Raw genomic sequence first — 19,716 nt, forward strand, 5'->3', positions numbered from 1 at the left:
CTGATAGACTCAGTCGTGACGATTTGCGCGGGACCGAATCTACTACATAATTTACGGCATGAGCGACTACGTCTGGACGTTCACAGTGGATGTCATGGTCTGGCTCAACGTATTCGACTAGCCGTTGCCGCCAGTGAAGAAGACTTGGCGGCTTTGCGTTCGATCAGCGCCTGTCGCCGCTCGCCATAACGACCGGCACGAATACCGACTTTGCCGTCGGCGACTGCGTTGAATCATCAGCTAACCGCTGCCGGTGCAGCTTGACCACTTACGCAGGAGATCGGTCTTGACGCCGTGTTTGAGTGCGAGCCCCGCTACTGACGCGCCGGGCCCATGGCAAGCCCATCGAGCAACCGCGGTTTGGTTCGTCGATCAAAACGGCGCTTGCCGTCCTTGCCTATGGTGACGACTCAGGCAAGACGATTCTGAGTTTTGTACTGTCATAAGGTGTCCACTGATTTTCAAAGGACATAGCCTGCACCATCGGATCCGTGAGCGGTAGACGCCCATTTTCGCGCGCTTACAATCGACGCGTCGCGATGCACGTAGACCTTCAGTTCACCGTCTTGGCGTTTCGATCATGGCCGATAGCAGCGACGCATCGTTGCCGCTGCATTCAAGCTTTATGTGATGCTGTTGGGCCAACCGGGCCGTCAACGTAGACGAGCCTGCTCGATGCTCTGGCGAACTAGGCGTCGTCTCAGTCGAAGAATACATCGTGGGCTTGTGCTCGTTCCCGACGAGCCTCAACCAGCCACATAGCGCTGTCGCTCAAATCGCTGAGTGCTGGACACCGATCTCTGCGCGCTTACATTCGATCGGTGCTCGTGCGTCATCGCTTGTGGGTGAGCTTCAGATAGGGCAAATCTTGGTCGCAGACCGTTATAATCGCCCGCACGCTTCCCGAAGAACTATGGTTCCTGGTCGTGCGAGCGGTTCTACTTCCGGGTCGCGATGGCCTAAGCGCGGATCGCGCCAGGTATGTCGGTCAGAATGGACGATGCGAGCCACCGTCGCAGTCGGGGGTTGCCAAACGCAATAAATGGTGGGTTGACGATTGGCCTGTCTAAGCCGTACAACAAGGCACGCCCCGACAAATCGGCGACCGCTCCACCAGCCGACTCGAGTATGCATTGGCCCGCCGCCGTGTCCCATTGGCTAGTAGGTCCAAAGCGAGGATACGCATCCGCACTTCCTTCCGCGATTCTGCAGAACTTCAGCGAGCTCCCAACGGCAACAAACGTATGGCTTAACGGCAAGCGCGCCAACCAATCTGCGACTGCGTCGACGTTATGGGAACGGCTACCTATGATCCGCAAAGGAAGTGCCGTCCGGCCATGCGAAACGCGTAGCGCAGTCTTGATACCGCCTTTGCGTTTCCAAGCTCCAAGCCCATTCGCCGCGTAGAACACCTCACCGAGGGCCGGGGCCACGACCACGCCAGCGACTGGAACCCCCTTATCCACCAAGGCAATATTCACTGTGAATTCTTCACTGCGATTTAGAAATTCTTTTGTGCCGTCTAGCGGATCTACTATGAAAAGACGTTGAGTATCGAGAACGGGTCTCTCTGCCGACTCTTCAGAGAGAATAAAGACATCCGGGAACGCTGCGCCCAGTCGCTCTCGGATAACCGCGTCAGCGCAAAGATCCGCTTCTGTGACAGGCGAATTGTCTAGCTTAAGTGTCGGCGACTGGCAACAGCCATACCGCCTCATGACTTCGTCGCCCGCCGCCTCGGCAGTCATACACAAAGCTTCCAGCTCACGTTGCTTCAACGAAGTCACGATTCTAGCGCCTTTATATATTGTAGAACTTCCTCAACGCACGCACGCGGCGGCTGGCGTTCCGTAAACAGGTGTATGTCCGGCCGTTCCGGCCGCTCATATTCGCTGTCGATACTGGTGAAATTGGCTAACTCTCCACGGCGCGCCTTAGCGTAAAGCCCTTTGACGTCGCGCCGTTCACACTCCACTTGTGGTGTGTCCACGAACACTTCCAAGAAACGTCCCTCGTCGAACAATTGTCTTGCTAGCTGGCGTTGTCGTGCAAGGGGTGATATAAACCCCGCTAATACTATTAAGCCCGCATCAACCATAAGCTTCGCCACCTCGGCGACGCGCCGGATGTTCTCATCGCGGTCAGCCTCAGAAAACCCAAGATCACAGCTTAGCCCGTGGCGCACGTTGTCGCCGTCGAGCACGTATGTATGCTTGCCTTCGGCATACAGTCGCTCCTCCAGCAAATTGGCGATTGTCGACTTCCCAGCACCTGAGAGCCCCGTGAACCAAATGCATAGAGGGCGTTGTCGCTTTTGTGCTGCTCTAGCCGCCATGTCAAGTCGAAAGGACTGCCAATGGATTGATCGACGCGTCGCGGCCTCATTGTCGCCTTCGGTCGCTGAGTTAAGGTTTGGCATGGTCAGGATTGGGGGCAAGGTAAGTACACTCATGAACGGTGAAGCGGCAGTCTCTAAGCGAGCGTTGCAGCGGAAGAGTCGGCGGCGAGATCCGGCGCAATACTTTGGAAAAATGTGCACGATTCAAGTGCTATATGCGTTCCCGCATCTATCATTTCGACGGCGTCTGGCCAGCGTCCTAAATCTATACCACCGAGCGCCTCTGCAAGCCGAGAGGCAAACGTTGGCATAAGAGGGGCGGAAACCACGGCCAACAGCCGCGCGGTTGCTAACTCGAGCGCGACGGATGTCCGATACTCGTCGCATAAAGACATATCCTGCCGAATGCGTTCGCTTGAGGTGCCAAACCGACGCACGTCGTTTATTAAGGAATTCAGTTCGGTGACGACATTGTTGAGAGAGAACTGGTTCCCATCATAGAACGCCGAGATCATTCCAAGACGCGCCTCCAACGCTGTCTGGTAGCCAATATGACGCACCGTCCATCGTCCTGCTTCGGGAGCGAGATTTCCGAAGTCTTTTATTCGCGCTCCGAGGGATGACAACCAACCTTGCCACTGCTTTATAAGCACTGTGTCAATCGCATGGCGAAACTCTTTCATCGTGAAATTTGTTCGTCCCTCTTCGCCGCGAGTCCAGCCCAGGTAGAAGCGAACGGCGTCAACTGTCTCGGGACGAAGGATATCTTTACCCCAGATCGCATGTCGGCGGCTCGTCGAGAACTTCAGCCCATCTAGCAAATAAAATTCATTTTCGTTGTAGTCAATGTCGCATTGCCACTGTGGGAACGCCAGATGATAGAGCACTGGGTATAGGATAGAGTGATAGAAGCTGTTGTCATACCCGAAGAAGTGAACGATCTTCCAATCCGCTTGTGGGGCATTCGCACGCCATTCTTCACCTAACCGTTTGCCTAACACCTCTATGCCGTGAAGGAATCCGTACGCCATTTCTGGCCAGACCCAGATCACTTGATTGCCGTCAGTGCGCTCGATCGGAGGTACACCCCAGTCGGCCGGATGAGTGATAGGAATCACGAAATGATCGCGTTTCATCACCTTCGCTGCGAGTTCCTGCAGTCGAGGCGACACTTTGGAGCGTTGGTGATGTTCCGCCACGACAGATTTAAACTCATCCAGGGTCACGCAGTAACGCCGCAGGGGTTTTTGTAGTGGCGCTTTCTCAGACAGCTTTGACCGCGGCGAGGCAAACTCCACACAGGTGTTTGGTTCGCCACACTGCTCACAGATGTTTCCTCCGGAAGGTTCACCGCAAGTGGGACAGTCGCCTGCCACGTCGACCTCATAGAGGTAGGCTCCGCTCTCGCCATCAACCAGCGCGGGCGTTGACATTTCTTTTGCCCCATTGGCGACTAATGCAGAAAAGAAACCCTGCAAGCCGCCAGCATATTGCTCATCTTGATCGGTAACTGTGTACTGGTCGAGATGAATTTCCATCATTTTCAGGGTGGCCAAGATCTCACTTGAGTAATGAGCCGCCACGGCGCGAGGCGTTGACCGTTCCTGCCGTGCGCGGCCCACGACGTAGCTTTGGTAGTCGTCGCTGCCGCTTAAGTGATACGCTCGGACTCCCGTTGCACGCAGATACCGCACATACACGTCTGCAGCTAAGTACGGTCCAGAGAGATGGCCGAGGTGGAGGTCACCGTTAGGCGTTGGAGGCGTTGAAAATACGAAAACAGGTCGGTCGGCCAGGCGAGCTTTGGCGTTGCTTTTAGCCGCCTGCGCGCGGGCTGCAGAATCACGCCAGTAGAGGTCCACGAAATGGAGATCCGAACTGCCAGTGTTCCGAATGACATGCTCCTCAAACGGACGGATAAAAATCAACGAACCCGCGTGCACTGGATGCGCTTTTCCTTCGGAAACGATTTCTCCGGCGCCGGATAGGATGACGAAAACCTCGCATTCGTCATGCCGGTGATGCGCAGATTGGGTCCCAGCTTTGACCACACCGTACGACGGAAAAACGGAAGCGCCGCATGCGAGCTGGCGCTCGCCCAGTGACTCAAGTTGAATGCCAAACGCGTCGCGGAGTTCGTTTGTTTCCATTTGCGTAATCCACATACGACTGACTCCATGATCATTGTTAGTTGAATGCAGCACGTGCAGCTTCGATCGCTATCGCGGGCGCCAATCGGTAGCCGGAGCCATTTGCTGCCCCAGCGAAAATGAGGTTTCCGCTCGCTCCGACAGGTGCCACGATGGGTTCTCCGTTCGGGCTGTAGGCGTCATAAAACACGCGACCAGCACGTACATCGCGCCCAAGTGGCCCCGCATAACGATCTAGCCAGTGCCGCGCCTCCGCCATCTCGGCGGTGGTCAAGACGCAACCTCGATCATCCTCTGGGCAGACGTCCCAATCTTCACACGTATAGCTGAAAAGCCAGTGGCCCCGGTACGCGAACGGCACGATGAATACATCGTCGATCGGGAAAAGAATTGGGACCGCGATGTCGACCGATCCGTCAAGATGAAGCGCCACGACCTTTTTGGTGCGGATAGACAGGGCGTCTGTGTAGCTACGGAACACGCCATCATTCGCCCATGGGCCGGGACATAAAACGGCTCTATCCACCTGCAGATTCACGCCTGACGAAAGTTCAATCTGCACGCTGTCACGTCCTTCCTTGAGGGAGTCAACACTTACACTCTCAAGAATAGTTATGCGATTTCTGATTCGTTGGGCGAGCATTTGTACGAGCGCGGAGACGTTCGCGACTTGACAGCCGGGCATCCGCCAAACATCGAATCCTTCAGGAATACTAAGCCCTTTGATGTCCATGCGCTTTGCCGCAGGATAATCCTCAAGCCCGATACATCGCTGCGTCACCTCGAGCGCATCCTTAGATGCAGCTGCAACCAAAAAGTCCACCGGGTAGATGGGAAGTTCATTGTCCCTCCAGACTAGCCTAGAGTAGTAGTCGGCGCTTTCAATACTCATCTTGCGCACACGCGAACTACGTCCGACCGGGAAGTGCACGCCGGCTGAAAATCGCGACGCTCCTGACCCAACGAGTGACTTATCGATCAAGGTAATCTGACACGTCGGATCTACCTCTAGGAGGCGGTGGGCTGTCATACATCCCACGATCCCGCCGCCAACGACAGCTATACGCTTTTGCGACATTAACAGGCTCCTTGTAGGTCTCGGTAACACTGGTGTACATCGCCTGGCTTGTGCCAATCGATGAGCGAATGCGTGCCAATCGGAAGTGATTCCGCTTTGTTCAGCATTCGGTTAATCACCGTCTGTGCTCGCCATGCGTTCAAACTTAAGTTCGGATCTGCAAGTCCCCGCTGACTGCGAGCGCCGTTCAGCAGGAAGACATGCCGATTAGCGGGACCGTCCCACTGCGCGCAGAAATAGCGATCGACTTTTATCTCTTGGCCACTGCGTTCCATCCGTTGCGCCAAGGTCTCGAGAAACGGCATGTCGGCGGGTCTGAAACCGGTGGCCCATATAACTACGTCGGCCCAATAGACTTCGGGCGCTCCGTCGTGAAGCCGCACTGTCCACAAGCTCCACCCTCCAGTCGCTCGCTCGATATTTTGTGCCTCACGGTAGGGTAGCAACTCGATGTTCATTTCGGAATGCTCAATATGACGCAGCGAATAAATTCGTTGATAGATGCTGCGCAGTGTTTGCTCCGATATTCCGTCACTGGACAGCATATTTCTATCGAGAAACGACCGTCTAAAGTCGGGCGGCTGTTGATAGAAAAATTCCGAGTGCGAAGGGGTGTAAAACTCATTGGTGAAGGGCGAGTCGTCGATAGGGTAGAAGTTTTCCCGCCGCGACACCCACTTGATGCTTGCTGGCGCTTCGCCCCGACTCATACGTAGTAGTGCAAGAATCGCTTCCGCGCCAGATTGGCCGCCACCGACAACTATCACGCGCTTTCCCGCAACGGTGTGAAGGTTAGCTGCTGTCTCGCTAACGTGGAACTGCCCGCGAGAGGTGCTGGCGAAGGATGGGGTTTTGGGCACCGTACCCACCCCGATCACAACATGGTCAGCCGTTACTTGGCGTTGAGTTGTGGCAACAACGAACCTATTGTCGACAAACGAGATGTCTAAGACAGCCTCGCCGAAAACCACATTCTCGTTTGTTTTGGCGGCCCAGCGAAGGTACATTGCAAATTCCTTCCTTAGCAGGCTTTCGAAACGTGCATTCAAGAACTGGTAGAGTCGACCGTGCTCGTGAAGATAAGAGATGAACGAGAAGCGATTGGTTGGGTTAGCGAGGGTGACTAAATCCTTGAACAGCGAGACTTGCAGCGTGACATCTTCTAGCATCATCCCTTCATGCCAGGAAAAATCCGGCTTGCTATCAAAGAAGATATTGGTCACAGCCGATCTGTGGAGCAAAGAGGCGGCGCTCAAATTCGAAGGGCCGCAGCCGACACCTACACAATTGAAGTGCATAATGATTAGTCCACTGTGTTCACGTGTACAAACTCGAACTGATACAAGGATGCCGTTTGAGGTTACCGGCGGTTTACCCGACTGCAGTGGTTTCGCCTACCTTCGACTCGGCGGCTTTATGCATCGCCGAGTAGATTCCACCAATTGCGATAAGGGCCATGCCGAGTATCGCTAAACCACTTGGCACACTTGCGAAAAAAACATACCCGAACAAGCCGGCCCAAATAAGGATCGTATATTCGAGAACCGCGAAGTTGGATATCCGACTGCGCTGATAGGCGACGGAAAAGATCCAGTTGGCAGTCGCACCACAAACTCCCATACACAGGAATATGAGCAGATCGCCAGCAGGAGGAGACTGCCAAGTGGCAATGGTCGTGACCCCCGAAGCTAACAGCATCACGAGATTTGTCGAAAATGCGATTGTAAGAGGAGGATGGTGGGACGATAGCTTGCGAGACTGAGCTGCAGACAGTGCATACAAGAATGCAGCGACAATTCCGATCAAACTGTAAGGATTAAACACACTAGAGCCTGGTAGCCCGACAATCAATAAGACGCCCCCGAACCCAATTGCCGTCGATACAGCACGGCTTTTATCGATCCGCTCGCCCATAGCGAACTTTCCGATCATCACCATAAAAAGTGGGGCAGCTAGCGATAGAGACGTAGCCGTGGCTAACGGTAAAAATCGAAGACTAAGGAAGAATAAGTAAAGCGATGCCACAACAGTAAGTCCGCGCGCGAGCAGTCCGGACGATAACCTTGCTCGCTGGGCGGCCCCTCTGCGATTCGCAAGCACAACCGACAGTAGAAACAAGCAACCAAATAGCGAACGAAAGAAGACGATCTGTGTAGTGGGGTAACCCGAGCTGAGAAACTTTGCCAGGGCGTCCATCACTGCGAACAGGAAGACGCCGACAGCGTACAGCGCGGCTATTTGGCGCGAGGAGACAGTCATGACCTATCGTTGCCCTTTGCGTTGGAATTACGCCGACAGAGTCCTAACAGCACGGGACCCCAAGCTATATTTATGCCTCGTTGGCAGGCTTCCTGAATTTCCGGCGACGCACAGCCAACGCGCGATGCAAGCGCGGCAACGTTGGCAGGACGACAAACGTAAAAGCGGCAGCAGCACTCCTCGCCAATGAGCCTAATGACGCAGTCGCGGCACGTGGTCCTCACCGCATCATGTGGCCGAGGCCAGTCAGAGAAGCCTAAAAGCTCTAGGTTCCTTTGCGCGAATACGCTGGTTGGCTTAGTAGCCGACACAACCGAGCAGTTCTGCCCACAGGCACTGATGATCATCAGCGCGCGCGCGTAGTGCATGAGCCGCTGAATCCCTAGACCTCTCAGCGGCGGAGCCACGAAACAGCTACGCGTTTCCGCCAGTTCCCCTTCGAGCAAGACCTCAAAACCGCTGAATGCAAGTATTTGACCGGAGGTATCAAATATGCCAACGGCAGCTTGCTTCGCAATTTGCGCTGAGACAACACTGTCTAGATCGCCCACGAAGTTCGTCTTTTCGTTGCTGGCTATCGAGTTAATGAAAAGTCGTAGCATTGGAAGACTGGCGCTTGACAGTGCATCGATGACAAGCTCCATTACGATCTCGTTTTCCAAGTCGACGGATCGAGACCGCGTTCATTCACGATCAGAGCCTGTTGCTCAATCGTCGGCGCGAGAAATAGCTCACGAGGAGAAAGTCGGATATTGATATGCCTGTGGATCTCGTCGCTGACGCCTCTCGCCAAGATCACATCGGCGCCCGCCAAGAACAGGTTCGCTGTTACATAAAGCGAACCGACACCCAGACAGTCACACCATATGTCGTGCAGCAGTTGCTCGTCCGGACCGCTCGGCGATCGTGCACTTTCGTCTGTAATGCGTGAGCAGAAGCTAGCCACCTCGTTCCGAATGATCTTTCCCATATGATTTTTGGGAAGCTCCGCAACTATGAAGAGGTGTGATGGCACCTTGTAAAGGCTGATTTGATCGGCAAGCTTCCTTCTTGCTTGCGTGGTGTCAAACGCCGCAGCGTTTTCGACAACAAGCGCTGCAGCCACATCTTCGCCGAGTGTAGGATGGGCGATCCCAAAAGTCACTGCCTCTAAAACGCCGGCGTGGCTTCTCAGGTGAGCATCGACTTCCGTCGGAACAACCTGATTGCCCCCTCGCTTAATTACTTCCTTCAGCCGGTGGGTAATATAAAGATACCCGTCAGCATCGAGGTAACCCCCGTCTCCTGTACGCAACCAACCATCATAGAAGGCGTTCGACTGGTCACCGGCGGTTGAATACTGCGTGATGACGCTGGGGCCGCGAACGACGACTTCGCCAACCTCTCCTGCGCGGGCATCTACCATCTTAGCGTCGAGCACGCGTATCTCCGCGCCAACGGGCCGTCCTACGGACCCGACTTTGCGTTTGCCCGGTGGCAGTGGATTGGAAGTGATTAACGACGAGGACTCCGTTAGACCGTAGGTCTCAATCAACGGCGCTCCGTATGCGTCCTCAAGGCGTTGGATGACATCAAGAGGCATGGGAGCAGAAGAAGAGCGCGCAAATCGGAGGGCATTTGACGAAGCTGGCATTCTGATTCCTCGTGCATCAAGTTCCCGCAAAATTGCAAGATGCATTGTCGGAGCTGCGGTGAGCCAAGTTGGCCCAAGCCGACCTACATAATCGATGGTTTCACTGGCATCAAACGATTTCACGCAAACGACGGATGAGCCAGCAATTAACGAGGCGACGCTCGCGCTTAGTAGACCGTGCACATGAAACATCGGCATGAGGTTGAGACATCGATCCTCCGGCCGCAAGGAAAACATCGTCGCGATCGATTGCGTGCTCGCAAGTATATTGGAGTGAGTTAACTCGACGACCTTCGGATTCCCGGTTGATCCTGACGTTTTCATCAGCAGGGCCGTATCGGAAGGCGCTGGCTCAAGACCGGTGAAGCCGCGCACCGGATACATCCGCGGCGAGTCGATCTTTGCAATTATCGATTCTGACGAGACCTGTATGAAGTCGACCTCAAGTTCGATAGCAGCCGTGACGATCGATGCGTCGCAGTCAAAGCCCACCACCAAATCAAGTCCCATTTGAGTGATGTCGCTCTCCAGTTCCGCTGGGCGTGCAGTCGGATTTAATGGGGCGCATGCACCAAGAGAACTAACAGCTAGAAAGCCAGCTAGTCCCTGCCATCCACGCGGCGCGACGAGGCCAACACGGATCCCGGGGGACATGCCCTTCTCATATAGCAGCTGGCGAAGGCGCGCCACGAGTTCTCCCAGTCCTTCATAAGACAGGATAACCTCGCCTGGAACAATTATGGCGGTTGAGGCCCGCTGTGCGGGGAACCATTTATCAATAAGCTGCTTTAACGTACGAAAAGGAGTCATCGCCAATCGTCAAGTAATGACACAACGGGCCGCAACGCCCATGCGAATGCCCGGCGGGCAGCCATCAATGTTTCTGCCGTTCGTTACGCTGGCTCTCCGACACGGACGTTTTGTTCGTCAAGACCAAGCTTATCGCAACATAGTAGTAAGTGCCGCTCATATACATCTGTCACCGCTTGCGGAATTAAAGCGGCCAAATCTGCGGATGCTCGCAGTAGATTCCTCTCTTTATAAGCGTAGCGCTCCTCAGTGCCATGAAGGCCAGGGACAACAAATGGAGGTGGTTCAACGGGAAACCTCACCTTCGCATGTTCAGAGTTGAGGGCACCCCGCGCGCCCCAATTGTCTATAACGTCTTCTGTGAATCGGTGGCCAATACCCAGCGCTTGAAACAGCGCAGGAATTGCGACGTCCGGTTGTTTGGACGCCTCATAGACGTAATAAAGAATATCGACTCCGTTACGGTTTGCATAGCTCTCAACACGGACCGCGTTAAGTGCTGCCGCTGAATAGTTAAGCGCCAGACGCTCGATATCCAACTTGCCGGACCATTTATTAATCCACGAGTCTAGCGAACGCACCGGCTCCCGATCAACTATAATCAGCTTTAATTTCCTAGCGGGGTAACCTGATTTGATCAATATCTCTATCGGATTATAAAGGCATTCAGCCAAAAGATATGGTCCAGCCATTTCTTTCGCGAATACCGGCGAATCGGGTTTAGAAAGCGACCAGGATTCTCCGAAGCTTCCATAGGCAACATGTCGAAGAACAGTTTTTACCGGCTGATAATAGGCATCAAGCCCGGCCATACCAAACAAATTGGTGAGGGCGGTCGAACCAACCCTGCACTTGCCCCACGCGATAAATGCTTCCGGGAAATCTGACTCGCGCATTCCAGCGAAACCCTTAGATAAGGTCGCAATGCAGTCATCAGTGAACTGCTGGAGTGTCAAATTCACATTCTGGTATTTTCCATCCGCATCCAATTTTTCGCTATAGATCGCGTCGTTGCCTGCAAGGATCAGATCCGCAATGCGTGACATAGAATTTTTAGACATGCAGCAGCCTTTCGACACAAAGGTGTCCACAGAATAATAATGGATGTTTTGACAACCGACTGGCCGTCGAAAGCAACTGCGCTCGACGCGCCGGTTGTCATCGCCAATACGGGCCGGGCGCGCATTCCAGTTGCTCCAGTCCATGCAAAAGCTGGATATCATGAATTGCGAAATTGAAACTGGTCTCCGTCAGCCCGCACAAATGATGTCCGAGAGTACAAAATTCGTCAACAACAATTTATTTGCACTCACTGAATATTAATATCTATGCGGTTTGGATTGAATTACGAAGCAACAGAATGAAAGATATAGGAATAATCAAAACAAACGTAATTCTTCGCGAGGTAAAACGTAAGTATATTCCCAATAGTTGAACACACTAACTGGAACGACCGTTATAAACTTGGGGCCTGGAACCGCTTTTTTGTTTTGCGCCGGTATCGCATGCGACGCGCGCAGTTCTCGCCCTATGCAACGCTCATGAGTGTGCGTAGAGCTGGCGGGCGTGGCCTTAAGGTTGCTCTATGCGTGCGACAGGCGGGCGCGCTGCTCGGCCTCGCCATGGCGGTCGCCGCGACGATTGTGGCATCGCGCATTCATTGGCCTCATGGTGGGTAGCGGCGCTGGCCTGCATGATGAATGCGAGGGCGACGTGCTCGCCGCACTGTCGGCGCTCACTGCATCACGCGGCGAAAAGCAGCCGTGCGGTTTGACGTTCGGGCCGAGAATTGAAACCAAGAGGCTTCTCCGCGAGCGACGGAAGTGCCTTGATTCGAGCCGCCTCATGCAAGGAAACAGATGTCTTGATCTGTAGCTCGAGACATTGCGCAAACGCCATCGTTGCAGTTGCGACGCGCATATGCGCGTCGATCAATTCTCCCAAGCTTCTCGCGAAAATTCGGCAGACGACGTTACGGTCTGCAGGATGCCTGTATCAATTTGTCCGTCCAGCCGTCCAGCATGAAATTCTATGGCTCATATAGCTTTCCACTGGACGAACAAATACGTCTCTCGCTGTCAGCGTGTCCGCGATCTTCAGCATCGTCGTAGGGCTACCGCATCGAAAGTAAGGTTTTCGGTGCCGCGCAGCTTGCGCGCAATCGCGGACGCGGCGATCGCTCTGCCCACCGTTGGACGCGAACGCAATCAGCAGGCGAGCGCCGCTTCGATATTCGATATGTGCATTGAAGCCTGCGCCATGGGGGCGGCTGCTGGCACACATAGCAACGCCCATCCCACACAACCGGTGGACAGACGGATTCCCGGAAATCAAAACTTGGACCTAATGCTCACGCGGCAGTAGCTGCCGGTGGCTTAGATAATCTTCGGCACAACGTGCGCCAACGATTGTCGCCATGTTGGCCGTAATCTGTCGAATGTGTCATTGTGGGCAAGAGCACCCGCCAACCTCAGAACGTCGCACCGAAGTGGCTTCGGTATTTGACGAGCCCGCGCTTCCGATCATCGCGGAAACCAACTTGCTCGAAAAATCGGTGGGCATCGATGCGAAACGGTGAAGTAAGAAGCTTAATGTTCGAGCAGTTATGCAACAGGCAAAATCGCCCGACCTCAAGCATCAGCGGTTGGCAATTCCACTCCCACGGCATTCGCCGTCAACGACGAGGTTCTCGATTATCGCGAAAGCCCAGGCGGAGTACATGGCATCTGCATAAAGACAAACTAGGACAGGACCTCAAGCATTGCAGTCAACCTCGCAGATCAGCAGCCGAGTGTGCGGGTCGTTCTCGATAATCTGGACTCGGGACTCGGCGACCTTCACATTCTCGTCGTCGACCAACTGACGATACAGGATTGAAGGGCGTCAGCGTCCTCGGGCCGCGCAGTTCGAATAGTCGGATTCACGACGTGCGCTGGTAGTCAAACGGGATTTGATTTTAAGCGGACCGTGCTGCTCCGCTTGGTATGAGCTTGCGACGCCCGATTGTTATCGATCTGAACAGTGATATCGACTGTCCAGTGTTGGGCCGGAAGCAGCCAGTTCCAGACATTCGACAGCCGATGATCAACAAATCAATGTCCCCGGACCAGATTAGTTTAAGATGCTCCGAGCTATTCGATGCCTGGTGCGAACGTCGTGCCGTTCGACCTTTGCGGCATTTGCTCTCCGCATGGCCGCTGACAAGTGGCCTCACGGATGATTGGGGTGCTCTTCGCGACGCTTGATGAGCACTGAGAGCAGATTGTCGCAGAGACATTCCCAATACCGAACTTGGTCGAGTCGAGGACTTGATCCGGGCTGTCGACGACATCGTCTTTGGGAAATAAAATTTCCTATCGACCGCTTCCGCTGGCAATCCAAGCCCGAACGACCACATCTACAGTGGTCACCACCGTATCTCAATCGTCAGGTCGAGTCCGTGCGCATCGATCCCGTCCAGCGCCTTGGCAGCCAGTTGCGTCGCGCGGGCGGTCGACATGTGAAAGCACTCTTGGATAAGCATCGCCGTTCTTCGCAAGGTTTCCTGGCTGTAGCGCTCAGTCACCAACTTTCACCCATTTGTTGAGTCTTTTCGCCAGGTCGTAAATTTCGCGTCGAAGTTCGTCGGAACGCTCATTGTCGTCATGGGACCAGCACTCCGGCGCCGCATACAGGTGGCGGCAGAGTGTTTGCTCGCGAGTCGTATCGATATCCGCCACAACCCAAGGAATGGTCTTGATTTGCAACCGCGTCGGGAGCGTCAACCGCTACCCAAGGTCAGATCCCGTATATAACCATTACGGAGACCCCACTTCCGTTGGTTGAGGCCAGCGCTGCCCAATCATTTCCTCTAATATTCGTTCGTCAATCGCTGACCTTAGGGAATCATACGCCAGCGCAACGTACTGATTGGGAGATCTAAGCAGCCCCTTTGCGCGCTCATAGGCGAAAGAGACCTGATCTGGATTCCTGTCGCGAAGGGCCTGTCTCAGCGCTTCGATATATGAACTAATGACCAAATCAAAGTAATCACCCCTCAAATCAAGCAAGTCGCGATGATTGAGATTGCATACCTCAATGGTTGTTGCGCCCAGTGTACTACCTGCTCTTGCGTCCGCAAACCAATATTTCGTCCTGCCTCCCGCTGCATGGGGCCTATGCACAAACTCTATATGAACCACCGGGTTTTCACGCCCACAAGGGTCAAGAAGCAGCGGAATTTCCTGTCCCGGCGGCTCGTGCTCATGAACAAGCGCAGTCGAACCGTGATCGAGAGGGAAGCGATCATTTTTTGCGGAGCGGTTACAAGACGAGCACGAAAATAATAAGTTGGACCAAGAAAAAGCTAACCACCAGTAACCATGCCGCAAGGTCGAGCCCGGATTTCGGTCAGCGGCAGCTTTGGGACGATAGTGCTCAACATCGTTGAAACTGCTCTTCGTCTTCGTCTCGCAATAGCAGCATTTGTAATGCTGCGCACGCCACAGCACGTCCGCCACCACGCGGTAACCCTTAATTTCCGTTGATATTGGGGGCCGCCCCAAAGCTCGAAGTACTTCCAGCTGTTCTGCGCGAACCGGCGAAAGGAAATCCGGCTCGTCGCCCCGTGATACTAGTATCATTATTTGCTCTTCTATGTCTCAAACGTCAATCGCTGACCGCACGACCAACCGGGATTCTCGCAACCTCCTCCCACTCTAGCTCAATGCCGTCTTGCTTCAACTGCTCTCTTAAGTTTTCGAGCTCCTGCTGCTCGTCGTCGGTTCGCAATGCGTATCCGCATAGAAAGCTGTATCGCTGAACTTTTCGCCCAATGTATCCGGGATACATGTCCCGAATCGCGAAATATTGTCGGTACAGCTGCCCCCCCGTTAGTAACATTGGATCTTCGGGTCCGTCGCTGATCCTAATATCCTCTCCACTGCGAGCGATTATTCGAATTTCTTCGGCCTTTGCCCCGACCAAAGTCAGAGGGCTGTGAGTCGTAACCAAGAACGACAACTGGGGAAACAATTTTCTAGTCTTCGATATGATCTCGATCTGCCACTGGGGGTGGAGATGAAGATCGATCTCATCAATCAAGACCAACCCACGCATTTCCGACATAAAGTCCGAAGTGATTGGGTATTGCTCCCGCCCCGCTAGCGTAAGCCACCGGGCGATCAGATCAATCAGCCAACCTGCACTAGTCAAGTAACCGTCACTCAGACAAGCTAAGGGCAGCGCCGGCTTACCTTCCTCCTTCACCCAAACCCGGCGCTCCTCGATCCATACTCGGGTTAGTCCTAGAAGATCGCACATGGCTTCAGTCACAGCGTTAAATATATGCTGGCTCTGTGCACTTTTGGGTGCATCTCCGTCTAGTTGTATCAGCCAAGTTTCTGCGTGTATCAAACCCGCCTGATCATCGAACAACGTGGCAACCTCGGGGCCGTTGTCATCGCCAAGATCAAGCGCGCGCGAAGCTCCTGATAGCGCAGACCCCCGACGACATCCATATGCAAAAATCGGAAACGCTCTCGCACCCGGGTAGCGCGGGACCTGCTCCATATCCTCCGGTCGAAGAGTGGGAATAAAAGTTTCGTAGACCTGCTCGCTGGCAAGTTGGAAGGCAATGCGGCTTTCGGAAACTCTTTCGCCATCCGCTGGGACGCGCTGCCAACCCTCCGAAAAGGCCCCCCGTGGCCAAATGGAAGGATCCTTGACATTCCGAGCTGCCAAAATCATGCTGCGCAGTATTGTCGTTTTTCCGGACCCATTGGGACCAATCAAAACGGTCCATTGCCCCTTCCCCTCCGCAGGCGGAGTCAAATTAACGAGAAGGTCAGCAAAGCCGCGGACATCTTGCAGATGTATATGGTCAATTACAATCGGTTGATCAGGCAAAGCGTTGATTTCAAGTGCCTGATTCAGATTCTCAGTAGCGGAGTTCGGCAATCCCAGTCGATTCCACACGACAAGATTTTCCAAGCCTGATTTCTGATTCTGGATTATAGAAACCAACGCATCAATCAAGATTGACCCTACTTGCGTGCGCGAGGCTGCAGACTCCAGCCCTTGAACCAATAGCGCAGATGCGCGCATCGGCGCAACTGGACCAATAGTTACGGCCCCTACTAAAGCGGCCCAGACCCTAGGATTGGCGGTTTCCGCCTCTTTGATCCAGAGCGCAAACTGTGCGTCGTCTTCTTCCTTAGCAACGCCATAGGCAATTGCCATTATTGCGCGAGCCGCCCGCTCTTCCGACGACTGGTCCGCAATGGGGCGTATGAACTGTGCGTTCTCGGACACGTCGCCCAAACTTTTCGCGTATTCCTCCGCTAGATGAAGCCCGTGGAAATCCAAGCCGCGCAACGCAAATGCGAGCACGGCTGAATGAACTTGGCTACGCTTCAGCGATTGAAATATGTCGCTAGGGGAGCGGTCCCACCAAGCCACTCCTCCAGGACCACTTGTATCAAGTCTCGCAAGCCACTCCGACTTTGTAAGAAGCGAAGGTTTCGGAATCAGATGATCAATCGCGTTACCTGTCGCATCAAGCCAATCCGGAAAATCTTGACGATATTGCGTCAATTGCAATTTGACTCGTCGCTTCGCTGACTGCAAGCACAAGTGCGCCAAGAAGCTACGAAGTCTGGGAGACTTCATTGATCGAAAAAGCTCGGCACTCTTAGATAGCACGTCGCGGACAAAGCGCGGAGTTGGTCGAGACGGGTCCGTTCCCCAAAAATACCAGTGATCTATAACCAAAATCGGAGGTGCCAATTTCAACGAGTTAATCGTCCAAGGTAACTCCTCGCTAACGGATTCCAAAACTTGTATTGGATCGAACTCCCGAGTCCATGCAGCTTGAGCTTCATCCCAGTCGTCAACATCGCCGAGGCCACCAGCTTCCGCCGTCTCAGCGAGCCGCGCCAAATGTGCGGTAGACGCTGCGTAGCGCAAGCACGCAATGATTGGCCAACTGAGCGACAGTCGGAAGCTATCCCATTCAGCCTGCGGGACGTTTTCGGCGATCAGCCGCAACGCGTCGGCAAGCCTTTGCTTGCTCGGTGCACTCTGAAATTCTGCGAGGGCAATGTCGACCTTCCAAGAATCGGGCTTCGATCCGAGCGGTTCAAAGTCAAGCAGCGCCTGACGTATTTCGTTGGACTTCAGCGAGCTGTGCCCAACAACAGCTTTCCACGGCGTCCCAGTGGCCTCTACGGTCGCCAGCCAAGAAGACCAGAATCTTGAGCATTGCTCACGAGGAATCGCAGGTACCTGGCAATCGCAAAACGAAGATGGCACGATTCGTTCGGAGGCAGCGTCAAACTTGGAGGCAATCCAATCACCGAGCTCGACCCCTGCGTTCATGCAAGCTTGAGCCACCTTGGAGACGTCGAGCTTATCGTTCCAGTATGCATCGCCGATTTTTAATGCCCAGCTATCTCCTTGATTCGTCATCTCAACAAGACACGCCCAGGCAGAAAAGGATTCCTCTGACGCGCTTCTCTGTATATTGATTAACTTGGTCTCGATAGACTCCCGAAGTATCAGTTCTGTATCGACATTGCTAACGTGGACAAGACGCACGCCATAATCAGTCGGTGGAAGATCTAATACGCCTGTTGCAATCTGCATCAGGGACTTTGCGCGCTTTGGTTGGGCTAATACTGTGCCCTCTTCGAGTGCCTCCAATGCGAGCGCGGACCCGGCGCGGATAGCCCTCCACGGCTTGCCCGCATCCTCACGATTCAAGTTCGCACAAATTTTTTCTGCGAACACATCGCGAATCGCCGATGCTTCGCTGAAGAGTCGGCTTGCGGCGAACATAACAACGTTGCGAAACATGGGTGCCGTCGAAACTTGGCTCAGACGGTCCTCTACTTCTGCATCGCGTCCCGACGTTAGCTCCCAAGCGGCAAGGAACTCCTGGAGCGATCTGATTTCAAATCCAAACAGTCCGGGCTCCGGCTCTACCAGAAACACCAGTCGCTGCTCCGCAGCAATCGCAATATCGGAAACAAGCTGTGCACGCTCATCATCTCTGATCTCATCTTCGCGCAACACCGAATCGATAACTTGGAGAAAGCGATCCCGGCCCATCCGTCCTGCCGCACCGCCGGACTTTTCGGATTCAACTTGCAACAAAAGTGCGACTCTTGAGTGGATACGTTCAATATGGGAACGATAATCTGCAAGCCTTTGCGAAGCATATGTTTGTCGGTCGATCTCTCTGTCGTAAGTAATAGAAAAATAGCGCTCGAATAGCTTCCACCGCTCGCGAGGCGCCCGCCCATATTGCACAAGCGCAGTCAAGATCGTTACCTGCAACGGCGTCTTCAAGAGATTTTCTGTTGCCGACTCGGCCGCGGCGTCACGTAGGACGCGCAACGTTTTCTCTTGCTCGTCAACGCCCGCCAGCTTACTGGCAACAAGGCGGCTCGCATATTCGAGAGCTTCTTCTTTTTTCAATGCGGCGAGGTAACAATGGCGCAATCCCACACCGAGCTTGTCAAATTCCCCCGCGTAGCCTTGCGGCCGAGTCGTCGCAACGATCTGGACCCGCTGATTGAACTTCGCCAAGTAATGCAGCAACTCTCGCGTTGCTGAAATCAGCATGTCCCGGTCTTGGGAGGATCCGACCTCGTCGAACCCATCCAACACCAACAATGACTCCATTGATCGGAGAGATTTCGCCAGCGATTCGACCTTCAGATCGGCTTTTTTTGCACTGGCCAGATTGCATAAGAACTGCAGCACGGCCGGGATTCCCGGTGCCAAATCTGACTGATGTCCGCTTAACCACGTTGCAAGATCGGGGAGCGATACCTGAAGGGGGAAAAGAGTTTTGGTGAGCTGTGGTAGGGTACAGATCGGAGATTGGTGTTCTTCCTGCTGCCAAGACAAACAGAATGCATCGACAAACTCACGCTGGTGGGAAGTCAACTCGTCCCGGAATGGCAGCAACAGACTCGCACGGTGCAGCTGACACGCAAGCTGTCCCAACGTCGATTTGCCCTGTCCAGGTCCGCCAATCAAGAGACACGCGGAAAAGTTCCTGTTTCGAAAACGTAATTGAGACGGAGCTATAGGTTTCCGCCACGAAGGTTCATTGCGAATTTCGCCGAGCGAATGGGAACCGACGTCGCCATGCACGTCAAAGACCTCCCTTAGGTCGAGCATTGGCGAAGAAGTGAGCTGTCGCAAGAAGTACAGTCTTTCGGAAGGGTCGCGATTAGCGGAGGCGGAATCCACTACAGGCAGATCGACGAAAACCTCGCTCAACGGAACTTGGCTTGAAACGTGCCCTCCTTGGCCTAGCTTGGCATGGGCATACGCAATGAGCTGCTCGGTCAACCACGCTTTAACTGAGCGCCCCTCCTCAACCTCCAACTGCAGAAAACCTCGGTTTCCATGCGTGGACTGAGAGGAATCGGGGCTGTCTTTCAATTTTTGCATGAGC

The 19,716-nt window shown here is 54.0% G+C and carries 8 protein-coding genes and 1 pseudogene; all 9 read right to left on the reverse strand.

Features of this window, described 5'->3' with window-relative positions:
• Positions 1 to 1,783: 1,783 nt before the first annotated feature.
• A pseudogene (gene cysC, locus B0G82_RS03885) lies at positions 1,784 to 2,377 on the reverse strand (adenylyl-sulfate kinase); the annotation flags it as partial.
• A gap of 95 nt (positions 2,378 to 2,472) precedes the next feature.
• On the reverse strand, positions 2,473 to 4,503 hold the full coding sequence (locus B0G82_RS03890) for a class I tRNA ligase family protein (RefSeq protein WP_121306707.1): 2,031 nt from the start codon (positions 4,501 to 4,503) through the stop codon (positions 2,473 to 2,475).
• Positions 4,504 to 4,525: 22 nt separating this feature from the next.
• Positions 4,526 to 5,566, reverse strand: a complete 1,041-nt coding sequence (locus B0G82_RS03895; RefSeq protein WP_121306708.1) for an FAD-binding oxidoreductase — start codon at positions 5,564 to 5,566, stop codon at positions 4,526 to 4,528.
• Positions 5,566 to 6,864, reverse strand: coding sequence for a SidA/IucD/PvdA family monooxygenase (locus tag B0G82_RS03900; protein WP_121306709.1), 1,299 nt, complete (start codon positions 6,862 to 6,864; stop codon positions 5,566 to 5,568). The genes B0G82_RS03895 and B0G82_RS03900 overlap by 1 nt, the downstream gene beginning before the upstream one ends.
• Before the next feature lie 73 nt (positions 6,865 to 6,937).
• On the reverse strand, positions 6,938 to 7,825 hold the full coding sequence (locus B0G82_RS03905; RefSeq protein WP_121306710.1) for a DMT family transporter: 888 nt from the start codon (positions 7,823 to 7,825) through the stop codon (positions 6,938 to 6,940).
• A gap of 643 nt (positions 7,826 to 8,468) precedes the next feature.
• The gene (locus B0G82_RS03915) at positions 8,469 to 10,268 is read right to left on the reverse strand and encodes a non-ribosomal peptide synthetase (RefSeq protein ID WP_121306712.1); all 1,800 of its coding nucleotides are present in this window, start codon (positions 10,266 to 10,268) and stop codon (positions 8,469 to 8,471) included.
• Between the two features lie 83 nt (positions 10,269 to 10,351).
• The gene (locus tag B0G82_RS03920; RefSeq protein WP_147439440.1) at positions 10,352 to 11,473 is read right to left on the reverse strand and encodes a sulfotransferase family protein; all 1,122 of its coding nucleotides are present in this window, start codon (positions 11,471 to 11,473) and stop codon (positions 10,352 to 10,354) included.
• Between the two features lie 2,592 nt (positions 11,474 to 14,065).
• A complete protein-coding gene (locus tag B0G82_RS39330; RefSeq protein WP_147439441.1) occupies positions 14,066 to 14,890 on the reverse strand; it encodes a hypothetical protein in 825 nt (274 codons plus the stop codon).
• Between the two features lie 25 nt (positions 14,891 to 14,915).
• Entirely contained in the window at positions 14,916 to 19,712 is a 4,797-nt protein-coding gene (locus B0G82_RS03925) for an AAA family ATPase (RefSeq protein WP_121306714.1), read from the reverse strand.
• Between the last annotated feature and the right edge of the window lie 4 nt (positions 19,713 to 19,716).

The organism is Paraburkholderia sp. BL17N1, from assembly GCF_003634175.1.
Taxonomy (GTDB): domain Bacteria; phylum Pseudomonadota; class Gammaproteobacteria; order Burkholderiales; family Burkholderiaceae; genus Paraburkholderia.